Below are 23048 nucleotides of genomic sequence, written 5' to 3'. Positions count from 1 at the left end.
GGGTCGGCGCCCCAGGAGCCGACCTCTTCGAGGCCCTTCGACAGGCTCAGGGGGCGTCAGCGCCGACCTGGAGCATCCGGCCGCGAGCAGCTCGCACTACGCCCCCTGAGCTTGTCGAAGGGCCCGGAACGGGTTGGCGATGAAGAAGCCGACCTCCCGAGGCCCTTCGACAGGCTCAGGGGGCGTTCTAGCGCGTGGTCGCGTCAGCGAGCGCGGAGCTCTCCTTCGAGCCGAAGGTGACGCCGCGGTTCTCGGGGCTGAGGGCGGTGAGGACGGCGACGGCGATCAGCACGGGGACGATCGTCACGGCCAGCGCGAACGGGTAGCCGTGGGTCGAGGCGACCGCCTCCTGGATCGGCAGGTTGAAGGCGGCGAGGCAGTTGCCGAGCTGGTAGGTGACGCCGGGGTAGAAGCCGCGCACCTCGTCCGGCGACAGCTCGGTGAGGTGCGCCGGGATGACGCCCCAGGCGCCCTGCACGAAGAGCTGCATGAGGAACGAGCCGAGCACGAGCATGCCGGCGGTGTGGGAGTAGGCGAAGATCGGCACGACCGGCAGGCCGAGGACGGCGCAGAAGACGATGATCCGGCGGCGGCCGAGGCGTTCCGAGAGCCCGCCGAACACCAGCCCGCCGACGATCGCCCCGACGTTGTAGAGGATCGCGATGACCAGCGCCGTGTCGGCGGAGAAGCCCGCGCCGCCGTCCTCCGTCGCCTTGAGGAACGTCGGGTAGACGTCCTGGGTCCCGTGGCTCATCCAGTTGAACGCGGTCATCAGGACGATGAGGAAGACGAAGCGACGGATGACGGTCGGGTTCTTGAACACCGACGCCGCCGAGACGCTGCTCGAGACCTTGCGGTCGCGGGTGGCCTCCCAGACCTCCGACTCCTTGACCCGGCTGCGGATGATCAGGCTGATCAGCGCGGGCAGGATCGAGAAGGCGAACAGGTAGCGCCAGCCGAGCCCGAACGCCTGGTGCAGGACCAGGTAGACCGCCGCGGCGAGCAGGTAGCCGGTCGAGTAGCCCTGCTGCAGCACCCCGGAGAAGAAGCCGCGGCGCGCCGTGGGGATCTTCTCCATCGCCAGCGCGGCGCCGAGGCCCCACTCGCCGCCCATCCCGATCCCGTAGAGCAGGCGCAGCACGATCAGCACCGTGAAGTTCGGGGCGAAGGCGCACGCGAACCCGACCGCGCTGTAGAAGCAGACGTCGACGATGAGCGGGATGCGGCGTCCCACCCGGTCGGCCCACAGCCCGAAGATGAGCGCGCCGACGGGGCGCATCAGCAGCGTGACCGTGGTGATGAACGCCATCCGCGGCAGCGAGACGCCGAACTCCTTCGCGATGTCGGCGTAGACGAGCACGACGATGAAGTAGTCGAAGGCGTCCATCGTCCAGCCCAGGAAGGCGGCGAGGAACGAGCTGCGCTGGTCGGGGGTGAGCGGCACCCGTCCGGTGGAGGTCGTGGTCGTGGACACGGGTGCTCCTTCCGACGCCGACCTCTGCTGCCCCTGGACCGCGGCACCCGTGCCTGACGTCTCTCGACGACGACGGACGCTACGCCTGGCTATGGAAGTCGTGGTGCGGGGGTGCACGACGCCGCGTACGCGGGGCCCAGCCCCGACCGGGTGGCCGCCCACTATCGGGTAAGACTCGGAGCAGATTCCCCGAGGAGGACAGATGAGCGAACCCGAGCAGGACCCCCGCGCCATGGACGACGCGGAGCTGGCCGAGGTGCCCGACCCGCCGCAGCCGGCCGACCCCGAGCCCGGTCAGGGCGCCGTGGTCGAGCAGGACTACGCCGAGGGCTCCACGAACGACCCCGACGGCGCCCACCGGCCGGAGCCGGCCGGGGAGGACTACGCGGGCAGCGGCTTCTGACGCAGCGGTCGCCGGCGGTCCGCGGTCGCGGGAATCACCCGCGGCGCGGGCCGCAGCCGGGCGGCCCGGAGACCCCGCCGCACTAGCCTGACCCGGTGAGCGAGAGCCGCAGGTCCCCGGCCCGGGCGGTCCCGCTCCGTACCCGCGTACGACGCTCCCGGCTGGTGACCGCGTCGGGTGCCGCCGCGCGGCGGTTCGGCGGGACGCGCGGCGCCCGCGCGGCGAAGGAGACGCTGCTCGCCTGCCTGCGGTACCGGGTCACCGGGCTGGCCGCCGAGGCCGCGTTCTTCACCGTGCTGTCCCTGCCGCCGCTGATCTTCGGGCTGGCGGGCGCCATCGGCTTCGTGGCCGGCGCCTTCGACGTCGTGACCGTCGCCAACGTGCAGGCGCAGGTCCTCGCCCTCGCCCGCCGGGTGCTGACCGAGGACATCGTCAACACGATCCTCGCCCCGACGCTGGAGAACGTGCTGGCCCAGGGCAGCGCGGCCGTGGTCTCGGTCGGCTTCCTGGTCGCGCTGTGGTCGGGCTCGCGCGCGGTCAACGTGTTCGTCGACACGATCACGATCATGTACGGGCTGGCCGGGCGGCGCGGGTTCGTGCAGACCCGGCTGCTCTCGTTCGTCTTCTACCTGGTCCTCGTGGTCATCGGGGTCGTCCTCGTGCCCCTGGTGCTGGCGGGGCCCGGCTTCGTGAACCGCGTCCTGCCGGAGCGCCTCGACTTCGTCGGCAGCCTCTACTGGCCGGTGGTGCTGCTGGGGGCCGGCGTGTTCCTGGCCGGCGTCTACGACCGCTCCCTGCCGCTCAAGAGCCGGCTGCGCAGCGGGCTGCCGGGCGCGGCGCTGGCCCTGCTGATCTGGGTCATCGGCAGCGTGCTGCTGCGCTACGCGCTGAGCGCCTCGACGGGCTCGTCCACCATCTACGGCCCCCTCGCCGCGCCCATCGCCGTCCTCATCTGGCTGTACGTCATGTCGCTCGCCGTGCTCGTCGGCGCGGCCTTCAACGCGGCCGCCGACGTCCTCTGGCCCGGTCTCACCGGCATCGACCCGGCCGAGGAGGACCACGATGTGGACACGGGTCTCATTTAATGAGATTTCGATTTGATCAGCGGCTCGCGCCGACGGATTGTGTGAGGGTGCGCGCCGCTGGAGGGGTCAGCCGCTGCCGGGAGATCTCGGCGGCTCGCTGCGCCGACCCCGCCGCGCGACCCCGGGAGCTGACCACGCGACGCGTGGTCGACCTCGCCCGGACCGCGTCGATGATGTGTCTGGGCTGGATGCCCGGGCGCTGACGCCCGGAACGACCCCCCGACCCGCCCCCGACGACCGCACCGCGCGCCCCGGGCTGCCCCGCGAAGGAACCCATGAACGCCCTGCCCGCCAGCACGCCCGCCGCACCGCGTCCGGCCCGTACGCGCAAGCCCCGCGGCGAGGGCCAGTGGGCCCTCGGCTACCGCGAGCCGCTCAACCCCAACGAGCAGTCCAAGAAGGACGACAACCCGCTGAACGTCCGGGCGCGGATCGAGAACATCTACGCCCACGGCGGCTTCGCCTCGATCGACCCGGGTGACCTGCGCGGCCGCTTCCGCTGGTACGGCCTCTACACGCAGCGCAAGCCGGGCATCGACGGCGGCAAGACCGCGACGCTCGAGCCGCACGAGCTCGACGACGAGTACTTCATGCTCCGGGTCCGCATCGACGGCGGTGCGCTCACCAGCGAGCAGCTGCGCGTCATCGGCCAGATCTCGGTCGACTTCGCCCGCGGCACCGCCGACATCACCGACCGGCAGAACGTGCAGCTGCACTGGATCCGCATCGAGGACGTGCCGGAGATCTGGCGTCGGCTCGAGTCGGTCGGGCTCGACACGACCGAGGCCTGCGGCGACTGCCCGCGCGTCGTCCTCGGCTCGCCCGTCGCCGGCATCGCGATCGACGAGATCATCGACCCGACGCCCGCGATCCGCGAGATCCGCGACCGCTTCATCGGGGACCCGCAGTACGCGAACCTGCCGCGCAAGTTCAAGACCGCGATCACCGGGCACCCGCTGCAGGACGTGGTGCCGGAGATCAACGACATCGCCTTCGTCGGCGTCGAGCACCCCGAGCACGGCCCCGGCTTCGACCTGTGGGTCGGCGGCGGCCTGTCCACGAACCCGATGCTCGCCCAGCGCCTCGGCGCCTGGGTGCCGCTCGACGAGGTCGCCGACGTCTGGGCCGGCGTCTGCGGCGTGTTCCGCGACTACGGCTACCGCCGCCTGCGTACGCGGGCCCGCATCAAGTTCCTCGTCGCCGACTGGGGCCCCGCGCACTTCCGCGAGGTGCTCGAGAAGGAGTACCTGCACCGCAGCCTCGTCGACGGCCCCGCCCCGGCGACCCCGGAGCGCCCCGGCGACCACGTCGGCGTCAACGACCAGAAGGACGGGCGCAAGTTCGTCGGGCTCGCGGCCAAGGCTGGCCGGGTGAGCGGCGAGACCCTCGTCGCGCTCGCCGACCTCGCGGAGGCGCACGGCTCGCACCGGCTGCGCACCACGCCGATGCAGAAGATCCTCGTGCTCGACGTCGCCCCCGACCAGGTCGACTCGCTGGTCGCCGGCGCCGAGGCGCTGGACCTGTCCGCGCGTCCCGACGCCTGGCGCCGCTCGGTGATGGCGTGCACCGGCATCGAGTTCTGCAAGCTGGCGATCGTCGAGACCAAGGCGCAGGCCGCCCGGGTCGTCGACGAGCTCGAGAGCCGGCTCGGCGCGATGGACTCCCCCATCACCGTCCACATCAACGGCTGCCCGAACTCCTGCGCCCGGATCCAGACCGCCGACATCGGCCTCAAGGGGCAGCTCGTCACCGGCCCGGGCGGCGACCAGGTCGAGGGCTTCCAGGTCCACCTGGGCGGCGGCCTCGGGCTGGACGCCGGCTTCGGCCGCAAGCTCCGCGGCCACAAGGTCACGGCCGAGGACCTGCCCGACTACGTCGAGCGCCTGGCCAAGTCCTTCACCGCCGAGCGCACCGAGGGCGAGCGCTTCGCGCAGTGGGTCGCGAGGGCCGACGAGAGCGTCCTCGTATGAGCGACGCGACCGACGACACCTCCCCCACGGGGCACGCACCCCGCGCCGAGCGCCAGTCGATCGGCTACTGCCCGTACTGCTCGGAGGAGAACCTGTTCCCCCTCGAGGGCGGCGGCTGGGAATGCCGTTCGTGCCTGCGCGCGTTCTCGGTCGTGTTCCGGGGTCTCGTGGCCCCGAGCCGTACGCGGGAAGGCGTGAGATGAGCACGATGCTCGACCTGTCCGAGCTGGCCGCGCAGGCCAGCCACGAGCTCGAGGGCGCCACGGCGCTCGAGATCATGGGCTGGGCCCACGCGGAGTTCGGCAGCGGCCTCGTCGTGACCTCGTCGCTCGCCGACACCGTCATGATCAGCCTCGCCGAACGCGTCGCCCCCGGCATCGACGTGGTGTTCCTGGACACGGGCTACCACTTCGTCGAGACGATCGGCACCCGTGAGGCCGTCAAGCTCGTGCACGACGTGAACCTGATCAACGTCCTGCCCGAGCTGACCGTCGCGGAGCAGGACGCCGCGTACGGCAAGGACCTCTTCCGCACCGCGCCCGACCAGTGCTGCGGCATGCGCAAGGTCGCCCCGCTCGGGAAAGCCCTCCAGCCTTACACGGCGTGGGCCTCGGGCGTGCGCCGCGCCGACTCGGCCGCCCGCGCGAACACCCCCGTCGTCGCCTGGGACCCCAAGCGCCGGCTCGTGAAGGTGTCCCCCATCGCGTCGTGGACCGACGAGGACGTCGAGGCCTACATCGAGGAGAACTCGCTGATGGTCAACCCGCTGCTCGAGGACGGCTACCCGTCCATCGGCTGCGAGCCCTGCACCGTCCGCGCCACCGGCCCCGACGCCCGCGCCGGGCGCTGGGCCGGGCTGGGCAAGACCGAGTGCGGGATCCACCTGTGAGCGCGCGCGCAGACGCCGTCGAGCTCGACCGCGCCCTCGTGCAGCAGCTCGCCCGGCGCGACGTCGGGGCGACGCTGTGGTTCACGGGGCTGCCGTCGGCCGGCAAGTCGACCGTGGCGCACGCGCTGGCCGACCGGCTGCGCGGTGACGGCGTCGACGTCGAGGTCCTCGACGGCGACGAGGTCCGGCCGCACCTCTCGGCGGGGCTGGGCTTCACCCGCGCCGACCGCGACGTGAACGTCTGTCGGATCGGCTGGGTCGCCCGGCTGCTGGCGTCGCACGGCACCGTCGTGCTCGTCCCCGTCATCGCCCCGTACGCCGAGGCCCGCCAGGCCGTGCGCGCCGACCACGAGACCCACGGCGTGCCGTTCGCCGAGGTCTACGTCTCGACCTCCCTCGAGGTCGCCGAGCAGCGGGACGTCAAGGGTCTCTACGCACGGGCCCGGCGCGGCGAGATCACCGGCATGACCGGCGTCGACGACCCGTACGAGCAGCCGGCCACCGCAGAGCTCGAGCTCGACACCGCCGCGATCGACCTCGACACCTCCGCCGCGATGGCGCTCGCGCTGCTGTCGGCGATCCTCGACCGTCCCGTGGAGAGGACCACCTCGTGACCACCCCCACCACCGCCCGCGCCCTGCGCCCGCTCAGCGAGCTGCAGGCGCTCGAGTCGGAGTCCATCCACATCTTCCGGGAGGTGGCCGCGACCTTCGCCCGCCCGGTGATGCTGTTCTCCGGCGGCAAGGACTCGGTCGTCATGCTGCACCTGGCGGCGAAGGCCTTCTGGCCGGCCCCGGTGCCGTTCGAGCTCCTGCACGTCGACACGGGGCACAACTTCCCCGAGGTCCTCACCTACCGCGACGAGGCCACCGCCTTCTACGGCGCCCGGCTCAAGGTCGCGTCGGTGCAGGACTACATCGACGACGGCCGGCTGCGCGAGCGCCCGGACGGGCAGCGGAACCCGCTGCAGACCGTCCCGCTGCTCGACGCGATCACGGCGGGCAAGCACGACGCCGTCTTCGGCGGCGGCCGTCGCGACGAGGAGCGCGCCCGGGCCAAGGAGCGCATCTTCAGCATGCGCGACGAGTTCGGCCAGTGGGACCCGCGCAACCAGCGGCCCGAGCTCTGGTCGCTCTACAACGGCCGGCACCTGCCCGGCGAGCACGTCCGCGTCTTCCCGCTGTCGAACTGGACCGAGATCGACGTCTGGGACTACATCGAGGCCGAGAAGATCGCGCTGCCGTCGATCTACTACGCCCACGAGCGCGAGGTCGCGCTGCGCGACAACATGTGGGTCGCGATCACCCCGGTGACCCCCGTCGCCGACGGCGAGGACACGACCGTCCGCTCCGTCCGCTACCGGACGGTGGGCGACATGTCGTGCACCGCGGCCGTGCTGTCGACCGCCACGACGGTCGCCGACGTGATCACCGAGGTCGGCCTGAGCTCGCTCACCGAGCGTGGCGCGACGCGCGCCGACGACCGGCTGAGCGAGGCGGCCATGGAAGACCGCAAGCGGGAAGGTTATTTCTGATGAGCCCCACTCTCCAGGCGGAGCGCGAGGCCTCCCTGCAGGGGCGCCGCACGCTCCTGCGGCTCGCCACGGCCGGTTCCGTGGACGACGGCAAGTCGACCCTCGTCGGCCGGCTGCTCTTCGACACCAACTCGGTGCTGACCGACACGCTCGACTCGATCGAGACGGCCAGCCGCCGCAAGGGCCTCGACCGCGCCGACCTCGCGCTGCTCACCGACGGCCTCCGGGCCGAGCGTGAGCAGGGCATCACGATCGACGTGGCCTACCGCTACTTCGCGACCACCGGGCGCAAGTTCGTGCTGGCCGACTGCCCCGGGCACGTGCAGTACACCCGCAACACCGTGACCGGCGCCTCCACCGCGCACGTCATCGTGCTGCTCGTCGACGCCCGCAAGGGCGTCATGGAGCAGACGCGCCGGCACCTCGCCGTCGCCGCCCTGCTGCGCGTGCCGCACGTCGTGCTCGCGGTGAACAAGATCGACCTCGTGGACTACTCGCAGGAGGTCTTCGAGCGCATCGCGACCGACTTCGCCCTGCTCGCCCGCGGGCTGGGCGTCCGGGACAGCCACGCCATCCCGGTGTCGGCCCTGGACGGCGACAACGTCGTGATCCGCTCGCCGAAGATGCCCTGGTACGAGGGCCCGACCGTCCTCGGCTACCTCGAGAGCGTGGACGACACGTCGCTCGACGTCGGCGAGGACTTCCGGTTCCCGGTGCAGAGCGTCGTGCGGCCGCAGTCCGCCGGGCAGGCGCCCTGGGCGGCGCACGCGCCCGAGGTGGACGGCGACTACCGCGGCTACGCCGGAAAGGTCGCCTCCGGCCGCATCGCGGTGGGCGAGGAGGTCGTCGTGCTGCCGACCGGCGGGCACGCCCGGATCGAGGCGGTCGACACCCCCGACGGTCCGCTGGACGTCGCCGTGGCCGGCCAGTCCGTCGTCCTGCGGCTCGACCGCGACCTGGACGTCTCGCGCGGGGCGATCTTCGCCTCCGTGGACGCGCCGCCCGCGCCGACCCGCGACCTCGTGGGCACGGTCTGCTGGCTCACCGACCGCACGCTCGCGGTCGGCAGCCGGGTGCTCGTGCAGCACGGCACGTCGCTGACCAAGGCGATCGTCAAGCAGCTCGACGGGGTCCTCGACCTCGACTTCGACACGCGCTCGGTGCCGACCTGGCGCAGCACCGACGCCCTGACGCTCAACGACATCGGACGCGTCCGCCTGTCGCTGGCGTCGCCCCTGCCCGTGGACCCCTACAAGGAGCACCGCGGCACCGGCTCGTTCATCCTCGTCGACGAGGCGGACGGCTGGACCCTCGCGGCCGGCATGGCCGGACCCACGAGCCTGCGCACCCTCGACGTCGACCTGAACGACCAGACACCAGAACCGGTGACCACATGACCGCACCCACCGTCGTCCTCCTCGGACCGGGCAGCCACGACCCCCGCACCCCCGAGATCAGCCGCCAGATCGCCAAGGGCCTGCGCGCGCTGCGCCCGGCCCTCGACGTCCACGCGGCCTACCTCGACGTGAACGGGCCCTCGGCGCACGACGTCGTCGCCCGCCTCGCGGCCAAGGGGGTCGAGGAGATCGTCTTCGTCCCGCTGCTCCTGTCCGACGCCTTCGGGGCGCAGGAGGAGGTCCCGACCCTCGTCACCGAGCTGAACGCGGCGTACGACGGCGTGCGCATCGGCGCCTCCCGCCCGATCGGCCCGGAGGCCCAGCTGCTCTCCGTGGTCGACCGGCGCCTGCGCGACGCCCTGCGCGCCCGGCACGTCGCCGAGCTCGACGGCCTGGTGTTCGCGGCCGCCGGCAGCGTCGACGTCCGCAGCAACGCGATCATCGCCCGGCGCGCCCGGCAGTGGGCGACCCACCACCGGCTGCCCTGCGTGACCGCGTACGGGACGGGCTCGGGCCCGAGCACCGCCGAGGCGGTCCGCACGCTCCGGGCCCAGGGCCGCCGCCACGTCGCGGTCGGCAGCTGGTACCTCTCCCCCGGCCTGCTGTGGACCGCCGAGTCCGAGGCGGCCCTCGAGGCCGGCGCCACGGCCGTGTCCGCCCCGATGGGCGGTGAGCCGGAGATCGTCGAGGTCGCCCTCACCCGCTACGTCGTCGCGGCCATGGAGCTCGTCGACGTCGACACCCCGGTCCCCTACGAGGGCGGCCTCGCCTTCGACGACGACGCGTACGAGCCCGCGGGCTACGACGACGGCTTCGAGGCGGAGGAGCTCGAGGAGCTCCCCGAGCGCCACCTCTCCATCGTCAGCGCCTAGGCGGGCGTTCGGCAGAGAAGGCTCAGCCCCTGACCACCGTGGTGGTCAGGGGCTGAGTCGTTCGTGCGCCTGCTGCTACGACTGGGCGCCTGCGGCGCCGCCGCTCAGGTCGGCCTCCGGGTCGGAGGCCTCGTCGAGCACGTCGTCGAGCGCCTCGCGGACCGCCTGGCGCGTGGCCAGCCGGACCGAGGCCGCCTGCTGGAGCTCGGCGGTGTCGGCGTCGGCGAGGCGGCGGCGCTCCGTGCGCTCGGCCTCGAGGGCCTGGTCACGGGCGTAGCGGATCCGCTCGAAGATCTCCACGTCAGAGGACCTTGCGCACGGCCTGCTTCACGCCGTGCAGCACCTCGTCGCTGCCGAGGTCCAGCAGCCCGGCGACGCCGCGCTGCTGCTCGCCGTGGATCGCCCCGAGGACGATGAGCGTGCCCGAGAGGGCCGGGATGGCCCACTGGCAGACCTTGAGCTGGCGCTGCGCGCTGGCCAGCTCGGCGCTGCTGGTGCTGCCGGGGGTGACCGAACCGGCCGCACCCTCGTCGGCGTGCTTGGCGACCTTGGCGCCGAGGACGCCCGAGTAGGCGGTCACGCCGGCCGCGGCCGCCGTCACGATGATCTTGACCACGTTGTTCGCGGTGGCGCCGGGCTGCTGGCGCGAGCGACGCCGGTTGCTGACGAGGAGGCCGATGCCGCCGACGGCGTGCACGCCCACCGCAGCGACCTGCCAGGGCGTCCACTTGGCCCAGCCGATGCTGGACAGCCGCGTCCGCTCCGTCGGGTCCTTCGCCGCGTCCGCCGCGCCGTTGAGGCCGACGGCGCCCATCAGGCCGCCGCCGAACCAGGCGGCCGCACCGAGGTCGTGCATCGAACGGATGAGGGTGTCGCGCTCTGCCATCAGGAAGTGCTCCTTGGATGTCGATGTGTCCTATCCCAGGTGCAGTACCCAGCGGCGGACCTCCTCAACCCGTCCGGGGCGCCTCGATCTAGGACGCGGCGACGCGCTTCTGCTCGGCCTCGACGTCGAAGTCCGCGGCCGGCCACGACAGCCCGAGCCCGCGCAGGTGCTCGGTCAGGAGCTGGGCGACGGCCCAGTTGCGGTACCACTTGCGGTCCGCCGGCACGACGAACCACGGCGCGTGCTGGGTGCTGCAGCGCTCCAGCGCCGCCTCGTACGCCTCGGTGTACGCGGGCCAGCGCAGGCGCTCGTCGACGTCGCCGGGGTTGTACTTCCAGTACTTCGTCGGGTCGGCCAGCCGCTCGGCGAGGCGTTCCTTCTGCTTGTCGTGGGAGACGTGCAGGAAGCACTTGACGATCGTCGTCCCGGAGGCGACGAGCGCCTCCTCCCACGCGTTGATCTCGTCGTAGCGCGCGCCCCAGACGTCCTCGGGGACGAGGTCGTGCACGCGCACGACGAGGACGTCCTCGTAGTGGGAGCGGTCGAAGATGCCGATCATCCCGGGGCCCGGCAGCGCCCGGTCGATGCGCCAGAGGAAGGGGTGAGCCAGCTCGGCCTTGGTCGGCGCCTTGAAGGAGGTGATCGCCAGCCCCTGCGGGTCGACCATGCCGATCGCGTGGCGGATGACGCCGCCCTTGCCGGACGTGTCCATCCCCTGCAGCACGAGCAGCACGCGCGGTGCGGCCTCCGGCGTGGCCCGCCCGTTGGCGAACAGCCGCTCCTGCAGGTCGTCGAGCTCCGGCTGCAGGACTGTGTCGACGTGAGCGGCGTCCGCCTTGCCCGCGCCCGGGAAGCCGAGCGTCGCGTCGGTCGCGAGGGTCGACAGGTCCACCGGTCCGGCGGGCAGCCGGAGCAGGTCCGACAGCGGCCGTTGCTCCTCGGCGACGGGAACGGTCTTGCTCGGGTGCTTGGCCACGTCGTTGATCATGCCGTCCACGGAGGGCCGGACGGACCCGGGGTCGTCCGGGCTCCTCGGCCGCAGCGGGAGGCGTGCCAGGATGCGCGTCGTGCACCTCCTCTTCGACCGTCGCGGCACCCCGGCCGGCGAGCTCGGCCAGGCCGAGCTGGTCGAGCTGCTGCGCTTCCCCGTGCCGCCGTCCGACGCGTGGCTGCGCACGAACTTCGTCGCCACGGTCGACGGCTCGATCACGGGTGCGGACGCCAGCTCGGGCAGCATCAGCCCGGACAGCGACCGGCACCACTTCGCGCTGCACCGGGCGCTGTGCGACGCGGTCGTCGTCGCGGGCGGCACGGCGCGGGCGGAGGGTTACCGGGCGGTCGACCTGACGGACTGGCAGCGGGACGTCCGCGCCGCGGAGGGCCTCGCGCCCTACCCCACCCTGGTGATCGTCACCGCAAGCGCGGACCTCGACCCGAACATCGCCGTGCCGGCCCAGGGCGAGGGCGGGCCCGTCGTGGTGGCCACGACCACCGCCGCTGCGGCGGCCCGGCTGGACCCGTTGCGCGCGGCGGGCGTCGAGGTGCTGCAGCTGGGCACCGACCAGGTCGACCTGCGGGCGGTGCTGGACGACCTCGCCGGACGCGGCCAGCCGCGCCTGCTCTGCGAGGGCGGACCGGCGCTGCACCGGGAGCTGCTCGCGCTCGGCCTGGTCGACGAGGTGCTGCTCACCCACGCCCCGCAGGTCGTCGGCGGCACCGGCTCGCGCACCACCCGCGGCGCCGGCCTCCCCGAACCCGTCGACCTCGCCCTCTCCTACGTCCTGCACGCGGACGACGACGCCCTGTTCACCAGCTACCGCACCCTGCCCGAGAAGCCGGTCGGCCGGCTGGAGTGACGCCCGCCCGAAAAGCAGGTGCCCGGGCGGGCCTCCGGCTGCGACGCTGACCGCGTGGAGCACGCGGACGTGTGGGACGAGGCGACGGCGCAGGCGTACGACGACGACCTCGGCGCGATGGGCTCGGCCGAGGTCGTGGCGCGGACGGTGGACCGCCTAGTCGAGCTCGCGGAGGGCGGGCCCGCGCTGGAGCTGGCCATCGGCACCGGACGGATCGGGGTCCCGCTCGCGGCCCGTGGCGTCGCCGTCACCGGCATCGAGCTCTCCGAGCCGATGGTCGCCCGGCTGCGGACCAAGGCCGGGCCCGACGCGATCCCCGTCGTCGTCGGCGACATGGCGCACGTCCGGGTGCCCGGGGCGTTCACGCTCGTCTATCTCGTCTTCAACACCGTCTCCAACCTGCTGGAGCAGTCCGAGCAGGTGGCCTGCTTCCGGAACGCCGCCGCGCACCTGCGCCCCGGCGGCCGGTTCGTCGTCGAGCTCGGCGTCCCGGACCTGCGCCGGCTCCCGCCCGGCCAGTCCGCGGTGATCTTCGAGACCGCACCCGGCCGCATGGGGCTGGACGCGTACGAGGTGGCCACGCAGCACCTGGTGTCGCACCACTTCCGCTTCGGCGACGGGACGGGGGCGCAGCTGTTCCGCAGCCGGCACCGCTACGCCTGGCCCGCCGAGCTCGACCTCATGGCGCAGCTCGCCGGCCTCGAGCTGGAGCACCGCTGGGCCGGCTGGGACCGCGAGCCGTTCACCGACGACGCGACGTCGCACGTCTCCGTCTACCGCCGCCCCGGGATCTGACGCGGTCGTCAGCCGCGGACGAGCAGGTACGCCGCCAGCGCGACCCCGCAGCAGCCCACGAACACCCGCAGCACGGCCTCGGGCAGTCGGCGCGCGACGGACGGACCGACCAGCCCGCCGACGACCGCCCCGGCACCGAGCGGGAGGGCCGCCCGCCACACCACGGCACCCAGGACGGCGAACAGCACCGCCGGCAGCAGGTCGGAGACGACGAGGATGACGTTCTTGAGGGCGTTGGCCCGGCGCAGGACGGGTTCCGCGGTGAGGGCCAGGAGGGCGATCAGCAGGATGCCGGCCCCGGCCCCGAAGTAGCCGTTGTAGAGCGCGACCGCCCCGCCCGCCAGGCCGACGGCCCACCGCCCGGGCCGGTGGTCGCGCCTCCGCTGCCAGGCAGAGACCCGCGGCTGCAGGAGCAGCAGGGCGGAGCCCGTGAGCACCAGGAACGGCACCAGCCGGTCGAACAGGCTCGTCGGCGTCACCACGAGCAGCACGGCGCCGGCGAGGGAGAGGACGACCGTGCGCGGCAGCCACCGCCGCAGCGTCGGACCGTGACCGGTGACGTCGGGCCCGGCGCGCAGGGCCGAGCTCGCCCCGCTGCCGACGAGCGCGACGGAGCTCGTGACGTTCGCGGCGAGCGGCGGGACGCCCACGGCCAGCAGGGCCGGGTAGGCGACGAGCGACGTGATGCCGCCCGCGGTCCCGATCACGCCGGCGAGGACGCCGGAACCGGCCAGGAACGCGCCGGCCAGGATCCCCTGCACGGCCCCACCCTGCCAGAGCTCAGCCGGCGCCCCGGCCGACCAGGAAGTCGAGGAAGCGCTGCGCCGGCGGGGTGAGCTCGCGGTCGGTGCGCCAGGTCAGGCCGATGGTCCGGCGGGCGCCCGCGGCCGTGATCCGCAGGCCGACCGTGCCCGACAGCCCGGCGAACGCCTCGGGCACCACCGCCACCCCGAGCCCCGCCGCCACCAGGCCCTCGATGGTCGCGAGGTCCTGGCTCTCGAACGAGACCGCCGGCGCCACGCCCGCCTCCCGCAGCAGCCCGTCGACGAGTGAGCGGTGGCCGAACCCCTGCGGCGTCGTGATTAGCTCCTCGGTCCCCAGCTCGGCCAGCGCGACCTCGTCCCGGTCGCGCCACGCGTGCGTCGCCGGCACGACCAGGACGAGGCGCTCCTCCTGGAGGAGGTGCCAGCCGTACGGGCCGTCGGGCGGGACCGACGTGATCGCCAGGTCGACGGCGCCGAGCCCGAAGTCGTGCACGATCTCGTGGCCCGGCTCCTGCCGGAGCTGGACGCGCACCTGCGGCGCGTGCGCGTGGAAGGCCCGCAGCAGGGACGGCACCAGCGACGTGGCCATCGAGTCCAGGAACGCGAGCCGCACCAGGCCCGTGCCGCTGTCCAGGACGCGGGCGAGGGACGACACCAGCTGGCCGTAGCGGGAGGTCAGGTCCCGGGCGGCGTCGACCACGAGGTCGCCGGCCGGGGTGGGGCGTACGCCGTCGGGCAGGCGTTCGAAGAGCCGCGCGCCGAGCTCGGCCTCGCAGCGGGCGAGGGCCCGCGACAGGGTCGGTTGGGACGTGCCCAGCGCGTCGGCCGCGGCGGAGACGTGCCGGTGGTCGGCGATCGCCACGAGCCAGCCGAGATCGCGGATCAGCATGGTCGAACGGTAGCCGGACGTCATGCACCTCCTGCATGAGCTCAAGCCTTCGTGCGCATTGGACGTATCGCGACGACGGGAGCAGCGTGAGGACCGTGATCACGCAGCACACGTCCGACGACCGGACGGAGCACCGTCCCGGGTCGCCGGGCTACCGACGGATCGTCGTCGCGCTCTTCGCGGCGGGCATCGCGACGTTCACGCTCCTCTACAGCACCCAGGCGGTCCTGCCGGCGCTCGCCGAGCAGTTCGGCATCGGGGCGGGCGAGAGCGCGTGGTCGCTCTCGGCCACCATGCTCGGGCTGGCCGTGGCGCTGCTCGTCGCCGGTCCCCTGTCGGACCGCTTCGGCCGTACGCCGCTGATCCACACCTCGCTCGCCCTCGCCGCGCTCGTCGGGCTGGCCTGCGCCGTGGCCCCGGGCTGGCCGACGCTGCTCGCGCTGCGGACGTTCGAGGGGATCGCCCTCGCCGGGCTGCCCGCCGTCGCCACCGCCTACCTCCGCGAGGAGCTGCACCCCGCGAGCCACGCCCGCGCCGTCGGGCTCTACGTCGGCGGCACCGCGATCGGGGGCATGACCGGCCGCCTGCTGACCGGGGCCGTGGCCGAGCTGGCCGGCTGGCGCTGGGCCCTGGCGGCCGCGGCGGGCCTCGGGCTGGTCTGCGCGGTGGTCGTGCGGGTGCTGCTGCCCGCGTCGCGGCACTTCGTCCCCCGGGCCGCCGGCTGGCGCTCGGTCCTGGAGACCACGCGGCTCGCGGTGAGCGACCGGGGCCTGCTCGCGCTGTTCCTCATCGGCGGCTGCTCGATCGGCGTGCTGACCGTCGTCTTCAACACCGTCGGCTTCCGCCTCGCCCTGAGCCCGTTCCACCTCGGCCTCGCGGCCGCCAGCCTGCTCTTCCTCGTCTACCCGCTCGGTTCGGTCAGCTCCGCGGTGTCCGGGCGCCTCGCCGACCGCTACGGCCGCCGGGCCGTGCTGCCGCTGGGCTGCGCCGTGGCCCTGCTGGGCGTGCTGCTCACGCTGCCCGCGTCGCTGCCGCTGCTCGTGGTCGGTCTCGCGCTGGTGATCGGCGGGTTCTTCACCATCCACGGCGTCGCGAGCGGCTGGGTGCCGGCGCGCGCGCACGCCGCCGGTCTGGCGACGGGCCAGGCGGCCTCGCTCTACCTCTTCACCTACTACGTCGGGGCGTCGGTCTTCGGCGCCCTCGGCGGCCGCGCCTGGAGCAGCGCCGGCTGGTCGAGCGTGGTGCTGCTCGCCGGCGGGCTCGTCGTGGCCGTCGGCGTCCTCGCCCTGGTGCTGCGCCGGACGCCGACGCTGCTGCCCGACCCGACCCGGCCCGACCTGCTCCGCCCGGCGTCCTAACCTCGGTCGGGTGCAGAGCCGCCACCTCAGCGTCGTGATCCGCCGGCCACCCTTCGAGGTCTACGACTTCGCCGCGGAGCCCGACAACCTGGTCCGCTGGGCGGCGGGCCTCGCCTCTGCGGACGTCCACCGCGAGGGCGCCGCCCTGGTCGCGGCCTCGCCCATGGGGCCCGTTCGGATCGTCTTCGTCGAGCGCAACGCGTACGGCGTCCTCGACCACGACGTGACCACCCCCGACGGCGTCACCACGCACAACCCGCTGCGCGTCCTCGCGCACCCCGACGGCGCCGAGGTGGTCTTCACCCTCCGTCAGCTCGCGATGACCGACGACGAGCTGGACCGCGACGCCGGCCTGGTCCGGGCCGACCTCGAGCGGCTGCGGGACCTGCTCGAGGCCTGAGCCTCGACCCGCCGACCGCCGGAAGGACTACCGGGCGCCCCGGTCGGTCGCCGTGTGCGGGCCGAGCGGCAGGTTGAGGATGGCCCGGCTCAGGGCCTCGATCGGCGGCCGTGCGGCCCGCGGGTTGTCGACGAGCGCCATCTCGACGTCCGGCAGGGCGGGCAGGTCGAAGCGGCCCGACAGGATCCGCAGGTCCCCGGGCACCCGGCTCTGGGCCAGGACGCAGATGCCGATGCCGGCCCGGGTCGCGGCGAGGACGCCGTTGATCTCGCGGGTGTTGCAGGTGATCCGCCAGGTCCGGCCGGCCCCGTCGAGCGAGTCGATCGCGGCGGACCGGCTGAGGCTCGGCGCGTGGTAGGTGATCACCGGGACGGGCTGCTCCGGGGCCAGCTGCAGCCGTTCGGTCCCGACCCACACCAGCCGGTCGCGGCGGACCAGCGTGCCGCGGCCGAGGTCGGCCTCCTGGTTGATGAAGATCAGGTCCAGATGGTTGGCGGCGAGGCGGCGGTAGAGGGTGCCGCTCTGCGTGACCGTCAGCTCCAGGTTGATCCGCGGGTAGAGCTCCCGGAACTGCCGCAGGATCGTGGGCAGCTCGCTCAGCGCCAGCTCGTCGGCCGCCCCGAACCGCAGCCGACCGCTCATCGCCGAGCCGGTGAAGTACGAGACCGCCTCGTCGTTCGCCGCCAGGATCGTGCGCGCGAAGCCGGCCATGGCCTGCCCGTTGTCGGTCAGCGCGACCGAGCGCGTGTCGCGGCTGACGAGCTGGCGCTTGGCCGCCTCCTCCAGGCGACGGACGTGCTGGGACACCGTGGGCTGGCTCAGCCCGAGCTGCTCGGCCGCCCGGGTGAAGCTCAGCCCGTTCGCAACAGCCAGGAAGGTCCGCAGCAGCACCGGGTCGAAGTTCGTCTCCTGCGCCACGGCCCACCTCGTCGTCGTGCCACCCGAGCTACGGGCAGTCATTACGAATCACAATAGGAGATATCGCGTCCATTTCCCGAACCGATGGACACGTCAGTCCTACCGTGTCTTTATCGGTTCAGTGACGAGCCGGCCCTGTGAGCCCTTCCGCTCCGCACCGCCCCGCTAGTCCTGAATCAGGTGAACCACTGTGTCCGCGGCTCCCGCCGAACACGTCCGTACGGCCCCGTCCTCTCCGACGCCGTCCCTCGCCCCGCTGTCCGACCTCGACCCGGCCGACCCGGAAGCCCCGGCACGAAGGTGGCCGCGATCATTTGCAGCCCTCGAGGTGCGCGACTACCGGCTCTACCTGACCTCGCAGATGGTCGCCACGACCGGGCTCTGGATGCAGCGCATCGCCCAGGACTGGCTCGTGCTCGAGCTGACCGGCAGCGTGACCGCCGTAGGCGTGGCCGTGGCGCTGCAGTTCCTGCCGATGCTGATGTTCGGGCTCTTCGGGGGCGTCGTCGCGGACCGGTTCCCGAAGCGCACCATCCTCATCGTCACCCAGTCCACGCTCGCCGCCGTGGCCACCACGCTCGGCGTGCTGGCCCTGACCGGCGCGGTCGAGGCGTGGCACGTCTACGTCCTGGCCTTCGTCCTCGGGATGGTCACCGTGGTCGACAACCCGACCCGGCAGGTCTTCGTCTCCGAGCTGGTCGGGCAGGCCCACATCCGCAACGCGGTCAGCCTCAACTCCTCGGTGTTCCAGCTGGGCGCGCTCGTCGGCCCGGCCGTCTCCGGCGCGCTGATCCACGCCGTCGGGCAGGGCTGGTCGTTCCTGATCAACGCCGCGTCCTGCCTGGTCGTGGTGATCATGGTCGCCGTGATCCGTCCACGCCCCGTCCCGGCGCACGAGCGCGCCACCGGCGGGCGCGGTGAGCTGCGCGAGGCGCTGCGCTACATCGGGCGTACGTCCGAGGTGGGCTGGTCGATCGCCCTGGCCGCCACCATCGGGCTCTTCGGGCTCAACATGCCGGTGATCCTCGCGGCCTTCGCCGACCACGTGTTCAGCACCGGCGTCCGCGGCTACAGCCTGTTCAACTCCCTCAGCGCGGTCGGTGCGCTCGCCGGCGCGATCCTGTCGGCGCGCCGCCAGTCCGTGCCGCGGCTGCGGGCGCTCACGAGCAACCTCGTCCTGCTCGGCGGCGGGCTGATGCTCGCCGCCTTCGCCCCCTCGGTCTGGGTCTTCGGTGCCGCGCTGGTGGCGGTCGGGTTCTGCACCCTGCAGTTCCTGACCGGTGCCAACTCGCTCGTGCAGACCACGGCGGCCCCCGCGCTCCGCGGTCGGGTCATGGGCGTCTACCTGCTGGTGCTGCTCGGCGGCCAGGCCCTCGGCGGCCCGTGCGTCGGCTGGCTGATCGACCACTACGGCGCCCGCGCCAGCATGTTCGGCTGCGGCACCCTCGTGGCGCTCGTCTCGGTCGCCGCCGGCCTCGTGATGGCCCGCCGCTCCCACCTCACCGTCGAGCTCGAGCTCCGCGGCAGCTCCCGGCTCCCGCTGCACATCGTGCCCGCGCACCACTGAGCCCGGAGGCGGTGACACCGGCGCGCGGAGCGGCCAGACTGACCTTCGACGAAGGGAAGTCCGCGATGTCCCCCGAACCCCACCCTCCCGCCGCCGTCGGGCGGCGCGCCGTGATCGCGGCGGGCCTGGCGGCCGCGGGTGCCGTCGGCCTGCCGGCGTCCGCCCAGGCCCAGACACCTACCGATGGACGGGGGCGGGGACGCAGGATCCCGGCCGGCTACCAGCACGTCGACCCGCGGACCGCCGTACGCGTGCCGCTCACCCTGTCGCTGCGGGACGGCGTCCCGCTCTACGAGGGCGACCCCGACTTCACGTGGGAGGTGGCCGTCGACACCCGGACGCCCGCGCACGACGACGGCGGCTACCTGCTCGAGCACGTCACGAGCCTCGGCACGCACACGGCGAGCCACGTCTCGGCGCCGGTGCACTTCATCCTCGGCGGGAAGCGCCTCGACCAGCTCGACGAGGACTTCACGCTGATGCCGCTCGCCGTGGTCGACGTCCGCCGCCGGATCCGGGACGACGGCCCGGACTTCCTCGTCAGCCGCGAGGACCTCCGCGCGTGGGAACGCCGGCACGGGCGCATCCCGGCGCACGGCTGCGTGCTGCTGCTCACCGGCTACGCCGCGCTGTTCGACGACGGCAGCGGCTCGGGCTCGCCGTACGTCAGCACCCCGGCGCCCGGCTTCGCCGGCTCGGCCGTGGACTGGCTGTTCGGCTCGCGCTCGATCCTGGCCACGGGCTCGGACACCCTCGGCCCGGACGCGACGATCGACACCGCCCTGCAGGCGACGACCCGCACGCTGCTGCACGGCGGCATCACGCTCGAGAACGTCGGGACCGGCCTGTCCCGCCTGCGCCCGCACGGCGACTGGATCGCCGTCAACGGCAACCGGCCGGCGTTCAGCGGGTTCCAGACGGGCTTCACCGGCTTCACGCTCCCGCGCTGAGCCTCCCGCCGGTCCCTCTTCCGAGAGCGCCGCTCAGCGCACCCCGGCCATCCGCGCGCTGATCCAGCGACGGCCGAGGAGCAGCAGCACGCCGACGGCGATCGACGCGACGCCGATGATCAGGAAGTACGGGGTCTCGCGCCCGGGGTCGTAGAAGCCGGCGAGCGTCCCCGCCGTGGCCGTGCCGACGGCGATCGAGAGGAAGTACAGCGCGATCATCTGGGTGTGGAAGGCGGCCGGCGCGAGCTTGGTCGAGAGCGACTGGCCGACCGGCGACAGGCAGAGCTCGGCGAGCGTGAAGAAGAACAGGATGAGCACCAACCAGAGCAGCGGGGTGCTGTTCGGAGCCCCGCCGGCGTACGGCAGGAACAGCAGGAAGGCCACCCCCATGAACAGCGTGCCGAGCGCGAACTTCACCGGCGTCGGCGGCTGACGGTCCCCTAGCCGTGTCCACAGCGCGGCGAACACCCCGGCGAAGACGATGATGAACACGGGGTTGATCGACTGCACGAAGCTCGGCGGCATCGTCCAGCCGAAGATGTCCCGGTCCAGGCGCTGGTCGGCGTAGACCGCGACGACCGTGCTCTGCTGCTGGAACAGCGACCAGAACACCGCGCTGGCGACGAACATCGGGATGAACGAGACCACCCGGCTCCGCTCGTCGGCGGTGATCTTGGCCGAGGTCAGGATCACCGCGAACAGCGCGACGGTCGCGACCACGGTGATGCCCACGACGATCGCGGAGAGCCGGGTCGCGGTGATGACGCCGACGACGGAGAGCACCACCACCAGCAGCACCACGACCAGCGCGGCACCGCCGTACCGGATCCGGCCGCGGCGGTCGAGCGGGTTCGCGACCTCGTGCCCGACGTCGCCCAGGGTGCGGCGGCGCAGCAGCAGGTACTGGGTCAGGCCGAGCGCCATGCCCACCGCCGCGAGCCCGAAGCCCCAGTGGAAGCCCTTCATGCCCTGCAGCAGGCCGGTCAGCAGCGGGCCGAACAGGGCGCCGAGGTTGACGCCCATGTAGTAGATCGAGAAGCCGGCGTCGCGCCGCGTGTCGTCGGGTCGGTAGAGGTCGCCGAGCACCGAGCTGGTCGTGGTCTTTAGCGACCCGGACCCCAGGGCGATGCAGACCAGCCCGATCCCGACGCCGGCCAGGCCGGGGACGAGGGCCAGCGAGAGGTGCCCGACCATGATCACCACGGCCGCCGCGAGGAGCGTCCGCTCCGCGCCCAGGAGCCGGTCCGCGACCCACGCGCCGATGATCGCGGACAGGTAGACCAGCCCGCCGTACGCCCCGACGATCGACGTCGCCGCGCTCTCCTGCAGCCCCAGGCCGCCCTGGGTCAGGCTGTAGTAGAGGTAGTAGACGAGGATGCCCTGCATCCCGTAGAAGCTGAAGCGCTCCCACATCTCCACGCCCGCGAGGTTCGCCAGGCCCAGGGGATGGCCGAAGAACGTACGGCCGGTGCCGGGACGGTCCTTCTCGACCAGACCAGTGCTCATGACCGCAGCCTGGCACGACCGCCCCGGCCCGTCGGTGGGCGCCGCCGCCTCGTCAGGCGGCGTAGCCCCGGATCAGCTCGATCACGGCGTCGAGCGCCGTCTCGAGCGGGACGGTCGTCCGGCGGGTCTGTGTGAGGAGCAGGCCGCCCTGCAGGGCGGCGAGCAGCGCGAGGGCGAGACGGTCCGGATCGGCGTCGTCGGCCAGGAGGCCGCGCTCGCGCATGGTGGTCAGGCCCGAGCGCAGGGGCGCCTCCCACTGCTCGAAGCCGGCGACGAGGTCGGCCCGGGCCTCCGGGTCGTCGTCGGCGATCTCCGCGGCGATGGACCCGATCGGGCAGCCGCCGACGCAGTGCCGGGACCGCTGCAGCGCGACCAGCCGGTCACGCCACCGCTCGAGGGCCTCGAAGGTGTCGAGGGCGTCGAGCTCGGGCTGCTGGGCCGCGAGCACGGCCGTGGTCTGGTGCGCGATGACCGCGCGCATGAGGGTCTGCTTGTCTCCGAAGTAGTGGTAGAGCTGCGAGGCGCTGACCCCCGCCTCGCGCTGCACGTCCTCGACGCCCGTCCGGGTGACGCCGTGCGCGAAGACCAGCGCGGAGGCCGCCTCGACGATCCGCGCCCGGGTCGCCTCGCCCTTCGCCGTCAGCCGGCGTACGGCCGGTGCGTGGACGGACGACGTCGTGGTGGTCATGGGTCGAGCGTAGCCCGTTCTGGAGTGGTGTCTCCAAAAAGATCGGCTCATTCTGGAGCGGTCGCTCCAACAACACCTCTGACGAAAGGCCACCACCATGACCACCGACCTCTCCGGCAGCACCGCCCTCGTCACGGGCGCGACGAGCGGCATCGGCCGCGCCGTCGCGCTCGCCCTGGCCGCGCGCGGCGCCCACGTCGTCGTCTCCGGCCGCGACGCCACCCGCGGGGACGACACCGTCGCGGCCATCCGCTCCGCCGGCGGCACGGCGGACTTCGTCGCCGCCGACCTGGCCGACGCCGGCACCGCCCGCGAGCTCGCCGACCGCGCGACCGCGCTGGGCGGCGGGCACGTCGACATCCTGGTCAACAACGCCGGTGTCTTCCCCTTCGGCCCGACCGCCGGCTCGACCCCGGCCGACGTCGACCGGGTGCTGGCGATCAACGTCACCGCCCCGTACTTCCTCGTCGCCGCGCTCGCGCCCGCGATGGCCGCCCGCGGTCACGGGGCCGTCGTCAACGTCACGACGATGGTCGCCGAGTTCGGCGCTGCGGGCATGGGTCTCTACGGCGCGAGCAAAGCCGCCCTGGTCCTGCTCACCAAGTCCTGGGCGGCCGAGTACGGCCCCGCCGGCGTGCGGGTGAACGCGGTCAGCCCCGGCCCGACCCGAACCGAGGGCACCGCCGCGATGGGCGAAGCCCTCGACCAGCTCGCCGCGGGCGGACCGGCCGGGCGTCCCGGCCTGCCGCAGGAGGTCGCCGACGCGGTCGTCTTCCTCGCCACCGACAGCGCCAGCTTCGTCCACGGCGCGGTCCTGCCCGTCGACGGCGGGCGCATCGCCGTCTGA

At 73.2% G+C, this 23048-nt stretch carries 25 protein-coding genes; 16 read left to right on the top strand and 9 right to left on the bottom strand.

Annotated features, from left to right (window positions below; all coding sequences use genetic code 11):
• Nucleotides 1-187 precede the first annotated feature (187 nt).
• A complete protein-coding gene (locus tag ABD665_RS00890) occupies nucleotides 188-1474 on the bottom strand; it encodes an MFS transporter (RefSeq protein ID WP_204912667.1) in 1287 nt (428 codons plus the stop codon).
• A 202-nt stretch (nucleotides 1475-1676) separates the two neighbouring features.
• Here ABD665_RS00890 and ABD665_RS00885 point away from each other — a divergent pair, with 202 nt between their 5' ends.
• From ABD665_RS00885 to ABD665_RS00845, 9 genes are all read left to right on the top strand, one after another.
• Complete coding sequence (locus tag ABD665_RS00885; protein WP_204912668.1) at nucleotides 1677-1877, top strand: hypothetical protein; 201 nt, start codon at nucleotides 1677-1679, stop codon at nucleotides 1875-1877.
• Nucleotides 1878-1972: 95 nt separating this feature from the next.
• Nucleotides 1973-2962: a YihY/virulence factor BrkB family protein gene (locus tag ABD665_RS00880; RefSeq protein WP_344740733.1), complete on the top strand. Its 990-nt coding sequence runs from the start codon at nucleotides 1973-1975 to the stop codon at nucleotides 2960-2962.
• Nucleotides 2963-3237: 275 nt separating this feature from the next.
• Nucleotides 3238-4932: a nitrite/sulfite reductase gene (locus ABD665_RS00875; RefSeq protein ID WP_204912669.1), complete on the top strand. Its 1695-nt coding sequence runs from the start codon at nucleotides 3238-3240 to the stop codon at nucleotides 4930-4932.
• The gene (locus ABD665_RS00870) at nucleotides 4929-5135 is read left to right on the top strand and encodes a hypothetical protein (protein ID WP_204912670.1); all 207 of its coding nucleotides are present in this window, start codon (nucleotides 4929-4931) and stop codon (nucleotides 5133-5135) included. The genes ABD665_RS00875 and ABD665_RS00870 overlap by 4 nt, the downstream gene beginning before the upstream one ends.
• Complete coding sequence (locus ABD665_RS00865) at nucleotides 5132-5821, top strand: phosphoadenylyl-sulfate reductase (protein ID WP_204912671.1); 690 nt, start codon at nucleotides 5132-5134, stop codon at nucleotides 5819-5821. The genes ABD665_RS00870 and ABD665_RS00865 overlap by 4 nt, the downstream gene beginning before the upstream one ends.
• Nucleotides 5818-6435 (top strand): adenylyl-sulfate kinase, encoded by a 618-nt coding sequence (cysC, locus tag ABD665_RS00860; RefSeq protein ID WP_344740729.1) that lies wholly within the window; start codon nucleotides 5818-5820, stop codon nucleotides 6433-6435. Before ABD665_RS00865 ends, cysC begins: the two co-directional genes overlap by 4 nt.
• Nucleotides 6432-7355: a sulfate adenylyltransferase subunit CysD gene (gene cysD, locus ABD665_RS00855; RefSeq protein WP_204912672.1), complete on the top strand. Its 924-nt coding sequence runs from the start codon at nucleotides 6432-6434 to the stop codon at nucleotides 7353-7355. The genes cysC and cysD overlap by 4 nt, the downstream gene beginning before the upstream one ends.
• On the top strand, nucleotides 7355-8752 hold the full coding sequence (locus tag ABD665_RS00850; RefSeq protein ID WP_204912673.1) for a GTP-binding protein: 1398 nt from the start codon (nucleotides 7355-7357) through the stop codon (nucleotides 8750-8752). The genes cysD and ABD665_RS00850 overlap by 1 nt, the downstream gene beginning before the upstream one ends.
• On the top strand, nucleotides 8749-9624 hold the full coding sequence (locus ABD665_RS00845; RefSeq protein ID WP_204912674.1) for a CbiX/SirB N-terminal domain-containing protein: 876 nt from the start codon (nucleotides 8749-8751) through the stop codon (nucleotides 9622-9624). The genes ABD665_RS00850 and ABD665_RS00845 overlap by 4 nt, the downstream gene beginning before the upstream one ends.
• A gap of 75 nt (nucleotides 9625-9699) precedes the next feature.
• Here the strand turns inward: ABD665_RS00845 and ABD665_RS00840 are convergent, their stop codons facing one another.
• From ABD665_RS00840 to ABD665_RS00830, 3 genes are all read right to left on the bottom strand, one after another.
• The gene (locus ABD665_RS00840) at nucleotides 9700-9924 is read right to left on the bottom strand and encodes a hypothetical protein (protein WP_204912675.1); all 225 of its coding nucleotides are present in this window, start codon (nucleotides 9922-9924) and stop codon (nucleotides 9700-9702) included.
• Between the two features lies 1 nt (nucleotide 9925).
• The gene (locus ABD665_RS00835; RefSeq protein WP_204912676.1) at nucleotides 9926-10510 is read right to left on the bottom strand and encodes a hypothetical protein; all 585 of its coding nucleotides are present in this window, start codon (nucleotides 10508-10510) and stop codon (nucleotides 9926-9928) included.
• Nucleotides 10511-10598: 88 nt separating this feature from the next.
• Nucleotides 10599-11498, bottom strand: coding sequence for a PPK2 family polyphosphate kinase (locus tag ABD665_RS00830; RefSeq protein ID WP_204912677.1), 900 nt, complete (start codon nucleotides 11496-11498; stop codon nucleotides 10599-10601).
• A gap of 70 nt (nucleotides 11499-11568) precedes the next feature.
• On the opposite strand from ABD665_RS00830, the gene ABD665_RS00825 reads away from it, so the two are divergent.
• Entirely contained in the window at nucleotides 11569-12366 is a 798-nt protein-coding gene (locus ABD665_RS00825) for a dihydrofolate reductase family protein (protein ID WP_204912678.1), read from the top strand.
• Between the two features lie 54 nt (nucleotides 12367-12420).
• Nucleotides 12421-13161 (top strand): methyltransferase domain-containing protein, encoded by a 741-nt coding sequence (locus ABD665_RS00820; RefSeq protein ID WP_204912679.1) that lies wholly within the window; start codon nucleotides 12421-12423, stop codon nucleotides 13159-13161.
• Between the two features lie 8 nt (nucleotides 13162-13169).
• On the opposite strand, the gene ABD665_RS00815 is transcribed toward ABD665_RS00820, so the two are convergent.
• On the bottom strand, nucleotides 13170-13922 hold the full coding sequence (locus ABD665_RS00815; protein WP_204912680.1) for a TSUP family transporter: 753 nt from the start codon (nucleotides 13920-13922) through the stop codon (nucleotides 13170-13172).
• A gap of 19 nt (nucleotides 13923-13941) precedes the next feature.
• A complete protein-coding gene (locus tag ABD665_RS00810; RefSeq protein WP_204912681.1) occupies nucleotides 13942-14814 on the bottom strand; it encodes a LysR substrate-binding domain-containing protein in 873 nt (290 codons plus the stop codon).
• 95 nt (nucleotides 14815-14909) lie between these two features.
• Here ABD665_RS00810 and ABD665_RS00805 point away from each other — a divergent pair, with 95 nt between their 5' ends.
• On the top strand, nucleotides 14910-16172 hold the full coding sequence (locus ABD665_RS00805) for an MFS transporter (RefSeq protein WP_344740721.1): 1263 nt from the start codon (nucleotides 14910-14912) through the stop codon (nucleotides 16170-16172).
• Nucleotides 16173-16182: 10 nt separating this feature from the next.
• Nucleotides 16183-16572 (top strand): SRPBCC family protein, encoded by a 390-nt coding sequence (locus tag ABD665_RS00800; protein ID WP_204912683.1) that lies wholly within the window; start codon nucleotides 16183-16185, stop codon nucleotides 16570-16572.
• Nucleotides 16573-16599: 27 nt separating this feature from the next.
• On the opposite strand, the gene ABD665_RS00795 is transcribed toward ABD665_RS00800, so the two are convergent.
• On the bottom strand, nucleotides 16600-17490 hold the full coding sequence (locus ABD665_RS00795) for a LysR substrate-binding domain-containing protein (RefSeq protein WP_344740718.1): 891 nt from the start codon (nucleotides 17488-17490) through the stop codon (nucleotides 16600-16602).
• A 190-nt stretch (nucleotides 17491-17680) separates the two neighbouring features.
• Between ABD665_RS00795 and ABD665_RS00790 the strand changes: the two genes are divergently transcribed.
• Entirely contained in the window at nucleotides 17681-19057 is a 1377-nt protein-coding gene (locus tag ABD665_RS00790; protein WP_344740716.1) for an MFS transporter, read from the top strand.
• Nucleotides 19058-19122: 65 nt separating this feature from the next.
• Entirely contained in the window at nucleotides 19123-20007 is an 885-nt protein-coding gene (locus ABD665_RS00785; protein WP_204912685.1) for a cyclase family protein, read from the top strand.
• 33 nt (nucleotides 20008-20040) lie between these two features.
• Here the strand turns inward: ABD665_RS00785 and ABD665_RS00780 are convergent, their stop codons facing one another.
• Together ABD665_RS00780 and ABD665_RS00775 are read right to left on the bottom strand one after the other, a co-directional pair.
• Nucleotides 20041-21513, bottom strand: a complete 1473-nt coding sequence (locus tag ABD665_RS00780; protein ID WP_204912686.1) for an oligopeptide:H+ symporter — start codon at nucleotides 21511-21513, stop codon at nucleotides 20041-20043.
• A gap of 52 nt (nucleotides 21514-21565) precedes the next feature.
• Complete coding sequence (locus ABD665_RS00775) at nucleotides 21566-22201, bottom strand: TetR family transcriptional regulator C-terminal domain-containing protein (protein WP_204912687.1); 636 nt, start codon at nucleotides 22199-22201, stop codon at nucleotides 21566-21568.
• A gap of 97 nt (nucleotides 22202-22298) precedes the next feature.
• Here ABD665_RS00775 and ABD665_RS00770 point away from each other — a divergent pair, with 97 nt between their 5' ends.
• Entirely contained in the window at nucleotides 22299-23048 is a 750-nt protein-coding gene (locus ABD665_RS00770; RefSeq protein WP_204912688.1) for a glucose 1-dehydrogenase, read from the top strand.

The organism is Microlunatus spumicola (genome assembly GCF_039536445.1).
In the GTDB taxonomy this organism is placed as follows: Bacteria; Actinomycetota; Actinomycetes; order Propionibacteriales; family Propionibacteriaceae; genus Microlunatus; species Microlunatus spumicola.
Note: the sequence above shows the minus strand (reverse complement) of the source record. Positions and strands in the feature narration are given on the sequence as shown.